Source organism: Streptomyces sp. NPDC057438, assembly GCF_042802995.1.
Lineage (GTDB): Bacteria > Actinomycetota > Actinomycetes > Streptomycetales > Streptomycetaceae > Streptomyces.
Genome location: NZ_JBHVDD010000069.1, coordinates 50,372 through 56,371, shown reverse-complemented (window position 1 = coordinate 56,371; position 6,000 = coordinate 50,372). Strand labels below are relative to the sequence as shown.

The following is a 6,000-nucleotide window of genomic DNA, read 5'->3' as shown; positions in this document are numbered from 1 at the left end:
CGTCTCACCGTGCACGGTGAGACGGGCACGGTGATCCGCGGGGGCTGAGAGGGGTGAGCCGGGCGGGCTGGCCCCACCCGGCGGGTGCGGGTCGCGTGATGCCGCATCAAGCCAAAGTGGTCCCGGCCGCGTCGGGCGCCTTCCGGGATCGGTGTGCCGCTCCTATCCTCGTGCGCCAACAGTTACCGACGGTAATAAGGGGTGGGGTAGCGATGGGCGGCACCACACGCAGAGGGTTCCTGGGTACGGCCGCGGCCGCCGGCGGAGGGGTCAGCCTCGGTGCTCCCGGGCGGGCCGCGGCCCAGGACGGCTCCGCCGCGCGGACCGTGGCCGTACTGGGCGGGGGCGTCGCCGGGCTCACCGCCGCGCACGAACTCGCCGAACGGGGCTTCCGGGTCACGGTCTACGAACGCAAGGCGCTCGGCGGCAAGGCCCGCAGCATGGACGTGCCCGACAGCGGCAAGGGCGGCCGCGATCCCCTGCCCGGGGAGCACGGCTTCCGCTTCATCCCCGGCATCTACCACAACCTGCCCGACACCATGCGGCGCATCCCTTTCCCCGGCAACGCCAACGGCGTCCACGACAACCTCGTCGCCCCCAAGGAGATGCTGTTCGCCCGCTCCGGCGGCCGGGAGGACATCCGGATCCCCCTCCCCTGGCCCGGCAACACCCCTGCCGAACTCACCCCCGACGACATCCGCCGCGCCCTCACCTCGTTCCTGGACACCGTCCTCCACCTGCCCCTGCACGAGGCCCTCTACTTCGCCAACCGCCTGCTGGTCTTCCTCACCAGCTGCGACGAGCGCCGCGACGACACCTGGGAGCGGACGCCCTGGTGGGATTTCGTGCGGGCCGGACGCATGTCGTACGACTACCAGCGGATCCTCGCCGTCGGCATCACCCGGAACATCGTGGCCACCAAGGCGGAGGAGGCCAGCACCCGTACGGTCGGCACCCTGTTGGAGGCCTTCGCGTTCAACCTCCTCGGGCGGGGCGCGGACGGCCCCCTGGACCGGATCCTCAACGCGCCCACCAACGAGGCCTGGATCGACCCCTGGGTGACGTATCTGCGGTCGCTCGGAGTCGAGTTCCGCATCGGCTGGACCGTACAGGACCTGACGTTGGACTCGGGCCGTGTGGCCGGCGCCGTCGTACAGGACCCCGGCGGCGTCCGCCGGACCGTCACCGCCGACCACTACATCTCGGCCATGCCGGTCGAGCACGCCCGCCGCACCTGGAACGCCGCCGTGCGCGCCGCCGACCCCCAACTGGCCACGTGTGACCGGCTGGAGACGGACTGGATGACCGGCATCCAGTTCTATCTGACGGAACGCACGCCGATCCTGCACGGCCACCTCGACCTCATCGACTCCCCGTGGTCACTGACCGCGATCGCTCAGGCTCAGCACTGGCCGGGCCACGACTTCCCCTCGGACTTCGGCGACGGCACGGTCGCGGACTGCCTGTCCGTGGACGTCTCCGAATGGGACCGGCCGGGCATCCTGTACGGGAAGACGGCCAAGCAGTGCACGCGCGCCGAGGTCGCCCGCGAGGTGTGGGCCCAGCTGAAGGCGGCCCTCAACGACAGCGGCCGCACGGTCCTGAAGGACTCCGTGCTGCACTCCTGGTTCCTGGACCCGGCCGTGGACGGACTCGGCACCCCGAGCCCGGTCAACGAGGAACAGCTGCTCATCCACCCGGTGGGGACCTTCCATCTGCGCCCGCGGTCCGCCACGAGGATCCCCAACCTGTTCCTCTCCGGCGACTACGTGTCCGTGCCCATCGACCTGGCCACCATGGAGGGCGCCAACACCTCGGCCCGCCAGGCCGTCAACGCCCTGCTGGACAGCGTCGGTTCGGCCGCCGAGCGATGCACGGTCACCCCGCTGTACCGGGCACCGGAGTTCGAGCCGCTCAAACGGCACGACCGCACCCGGTACCTGCTCCGGCTGCCGAACCTCTTCGACGTCGGCTGACGACCGCCCGCCCGAACTCTGGGCGGGACTCAGCGCAGTACGCCTGCGGCCGGCGAGGGGGTGTCGTCTCCGGTCGGGCTGACGAGCCCCGTCCGGAAGGCGGCGATGACCGCCTGGACGCGGTCACGGAGTCCGAGTTTGGCGAGAATACGGGCGACATGGGTCTTCACCGTGGCCTCCGACAGGCTGAGGTGGTCGGCGAGTTCGGCGTTGTTCAACCCCTGGGCCAGCAGCCGCAGGACTTCGCGTTCCCGGGGAGTCAGTGCGTCCAGATCGCGGTGGCTCGCGGTGGTGGGGAAGTCGTGCCGCGCGAATCGTTCGACGAGACGGCGGGTGATGGCCGGGGCCAGCAGCGCGTCACCGGATCGGACCATGCGGACGGCGGCGACGAGGTGTTCGGGTGTCGTGTCCTTGAGGAGGAACCCGGCGGCCCCCGCGGACAGGGCGGCGTAGACGTACCGGTCGAGGTCGAACGTGGTCAGAATGATCACCTGTGGTGCCGGGTCCGTTCCGGTCAGGATGCGGCGGGTGGCTTCCAGGCCGTCCAGTTCAGGCATGCGGATGTCCATCAGGACCACATCGGGTCGGGTGCGGCGGACCGCGTCGACGGCTTCGTTTCCGTCGGCCGCCTCGGCGACCACGTCGATGCCGTCGGCCGTGAGGATCATCCGGAAGCCGGTGCGGACCAGTGCCATGTCATCGGCGATCACTACACGCGGCGCGCTGGTCACGAGGCCTCCAAGGGGATCAGTGCGGTGACGCGGTAGCCGTCGGCGCGATGTGGTCCGGTGCGCAGGGTTCCCCCGTAGACGGCGAGCCGCTCGCGCAGGCCGATCAGCCCACGGCCGGCTCCGGTGGAGCCGGCCGTGGCGCTGCCGGGGGTCCGGGACGTACCCGGTGTGCCGCCCGTGTCGGTGATTTCCACCAGGAGTCGGGTGGCCGCGTAGTCGACGGTGACCGCCGCGCTCGCGCCTGCCGCATGCTTGACCGCGTTCGTCAGCGCCTCCTGCACCACCCGGTAGGCGGCGAGTTCGATCCCGGACGGCAACGGACGTCGGTGCCCCGTCACCGTCAACTCGACCGGCATCCCCGTCCTGCCCACCCGTGCGACCAACGCCGGAAGTTGCCCCAGCCCGGGCTGTGGCGCCAGATCCACCCCGCCGGCCGGGTCCGGGCCGTCGGGACCGACAGGGACATCCGTGGTGAGCAGCCCCATGACGTGCCGCAGTTCGGTCATCGCCGCCCGGCCCCCGGCCTCGACCGCGAGCAGGGCCTCGCGGGCCTGGTCGGGGTGGGCGTCCATGACGGTGCGGGCGGCACCGGCCTGGATCACCATCACGCTGACGTGGTGCGTCACCACGTCGTGCAGTTCGCGGGCGATCCTGGCCCGTTCGTGGGCGACCGCGCGGCGCAGCGCCTCGGCCTGCTCCCGTTCCAGCGCGGACAGGCGCCTGTGGCCCTCCGCCGTTCTGAGCTTCCAGGTGCGCAGGCCGTCGGCCGCCACGACGATCGGGATCATGATCAGGTACGGGGCGTACCGGTCGGGGACCGTGGGCAACGCCGAGTCCGTCCCGACCAGCAGCACCGCCACCCCCACGCTCACCAGGGCGGGAACCCGGTGGGGGCTGTAGGCGGCGGCGCTGTAGGCGGCGACGACGCAGGCGTAGAAGGTGAGCCGGGGCGCCTCATGGGGCGTCACCACGACCGCGGCCAGCACGATCCACAGCACGGCGAGCGGATACCGGCGACGCAGCGTCAGGGGTGCCGAGGCGATGACGGCCACGATCACCGGACCGATCCACGCGCCGGGGACGGGTGCGGGACGGTCCCCTCGGTCGACGATGCCGGTCATGTTGTCGAGTACGTAGAGGACGGAGGCGACGCCGACGGCCAGCGCCGTCGCCGCGTCGAAGGCCCGGCCACGCCGGGTGGGCCGCGGCGGCGGACCTGTCGGGCGGATCAGCCGTGCGCACCACTCCCCCGGTCGCTCCGGTCTGACCCGCTCCAGTAGGCGGTCGGCCTTGGGCACCGTCGTCACCGGCTCATTCTCGCCGACGCCCCTGGCGGCGCCATCCGTCGTGGTGAGCACCGCGATCATCCGGGATACACCGCTCGACTACATCGCGAGGATGACGCCGTACGGCCTCGTCCCGGCGAGGTACCGAAGACCGCCCCGGCGGCCGACGTGCCCGGCTCCGCCCCGCTCCTAGCCTCCAGGGAACCGAAGTCGGCGACCGAGGAAGAGACGACCATGACCGTGCCCCTGACCCGACCGACCGTTCATGACCGCGACGACGACGCCCGAACCCCGGGCAGCCCCCCGGCGGCGTCCCGGAACAGGATGCTGCGCCGCGGACTGGCCACCCTCGCAGGGCTTCTCACGGTGGGCACGTGCGTGCCCGCCTCCGCCTCGGACGCGCCCACCGCGGCCGGCCACGCGCGACCCCCGGCCGTGGTGAACAGCACGCCGCGTCTGCCCGAGCCCACCGGCCCGCACCCGGTGGGCAGAACCTCCCTGTATCTGAAGGACGCCTCCCGTCCCGACCCGTGGGCCCCCGGCGTGAACGCGAGGGAGCTCATGATCTCCCTGTGGTACCCGGCACGGCCCTCGGGCGGGCGACCGGCCCCGTACATGACGCCGAAGGAGTCGGAGCTCCTCCTCCAGGACGGCGGCATCACCGATCTGCCGCCCGAGGTGCTGAGCACGACGCGAACCCACGCGATCAGCGACGCCGAACCGGCAGGACGCCGAAACGGCCTGCCCCTGATCGTCCTCTCGCCCGGCTTCACCAAACCCCGTGCCACGCTCAGCTCGCTGGCCGAGGACCTGGCGAGCCGCGGCTATGTGGTGGCAGGAATCGATCACACCTACGAGAACGTCGCGACCACCTTCCCCGACGGCCGGGTCGCCACCTGCGCCGCCTGCGAGGTCGACCATGACCAGGCTTTCTGGGACAAGCTGGTGACGGGCCGGGCAGCCGATGTCTCCTTCCTGCTCGACGAACTGACCGGGCCACGGCCGCGGTGGAAGGGCGCTCGGCTGATCGACCCGCACCGGATCGCGATGGCCGGCCACTCCGTCGGAGGCGCGAGCACCAGCGCCGCCATGCTCGCCGACCCCCGGATCCGCGCCGGGATCGACATCGACGGCACCACCCAGGTCCCGATCCCCGACAGCGGCCTGGCCCGGCCGTTCCTGTTCCTGGGCAGGCAGTCCACGTACACGCCGGGAGGCGGAGGCCCGGCCGTCACCTGGGAGCGCGACTGGAAGCACCTCACCGGGTGGAAGCGATGGCTCGTGGTCGCCGGCGCGCAACACGCCTCCTTCACCGACGTCGGACTCCTCGCGGAACAGCTCGGCCTCGACATCGGTGCCACCCTGCCCGCCGCGCGCACCTCGCAGATCACGCGCCGCTACACACGGGCGTTCTTCGACCTGCACCTCCACAACACGCCACAGCCCCTGCTGGACCGGCCGTCACCCCGGCACCCCGAAGTGGGCTTCTGTTCCGTGGCCACCGAACCCACCACGGAACAGTGCCCCGCCGGCTAACCGAGGGAGCTCAACCGGACCTGACGGTTCGGGTTGTCCCGGTTCGTGCCCACCAACTCCGTTAGGGCAACTGCCAGGCCAGCTCACGCCGCTGGATGATCGCCGGTGTCGGTCACGGCCCGTACAGGAGCTGACCGGCGTTCCCCACCGGTCCCGACGGCCCCCGGCGGGCCCTCCTCTCCAGGCACATCGTCGAGGCTGAGGTGGGATGTGGAAACGTCGTGCGAAGGGCTCACGGTAACCATGTGACGTGCGGACTCCATCGGCGTACCGACAGGGCCCGGCTCAAGCCCGGGTACGGCTGCCGTCGATACGTCTTGCAGTAGCAGGCAGAACGGTCCGACCGCCGGTGGTGACCGTCATGACTGGGAGCCGGGCACGCCGACACCGCGGCCGTAGGGTTCGCATGGGGCCGCAGTGCTTCGGACTCGAGTGTCGGAACGCGCAACTACGGAGTGACGGTCAGGAGGG

The 6,000-nt window shown here is 71.4% G+C and carries 4 protein-coding genes; 2 read left to right on the top strand and 2 right to left on the bottom strand.

Annotated features, from left to right (window positions below; genetic code table 11):
• Positions 1 to 212: 212 nt before the first annotated feature.
• Positions 213 to 1,976 (top strand): FAD-dependent oxidoreductase, encoded by a 1,764-nt coding sequence (locus tag ACFU5F_RS30140; RefSeq protein ID WP_383893905.1) that lies wholly within the window; start codon positions 213 to 215, stop codon positions 1,974 to 1,976.
• Between the two features lie 29 nt (positions 1,977 to 2,005).
• Here ACFU5F_RS30140 and ACFU5F_RS30135 read toward each other — a convergent pair whose 3' ends face one another.
• Positions 2,006 to 2,707, bottom strand: a complete 702-nt coding sequence (locus tag ACFU5F_RS30135; RefSeq protein ID WP_383893902.1) for a response regulator — start codon at positions 2,705 to 2,707, stop codon at positions 2,006 to 2,008.
• Positions 2,704 to 4,014, bottom strand: coding sequence for a sensor histidine kinase (locus tag ACFU5F_RS30130; protein WP_383893899.1), 1,311 nt, complete (start codon positions 4,012 to 4,014; stop codon positions 2,704 to 2,706). The genes ACFU5F_RS30135 and ACFU5F_RS30130 overlap by 4 nt, the downstream gene beginning before the upstream one ends.
• Positions 4,015 to 4,227: 213 nt before the next feature.
• On the opposite strand from ACFU5F_RS30130, the gene ACFU5F_RS30125 reads away from it, so the two are divergent.
• Positions 4,228 to 5,529, top strand: coding sequence for an alpha/beta hydrolase family protein (locus tag ACFU5F_RS30125; protein WP_383893896.1), 1,302 nt, complete (start codon positions 4,228 to 4,230; stop codon positions 5,527 to 5,529).
• Positions 5,530 to 6,000 lie beyond the last annotated feature (471 nt).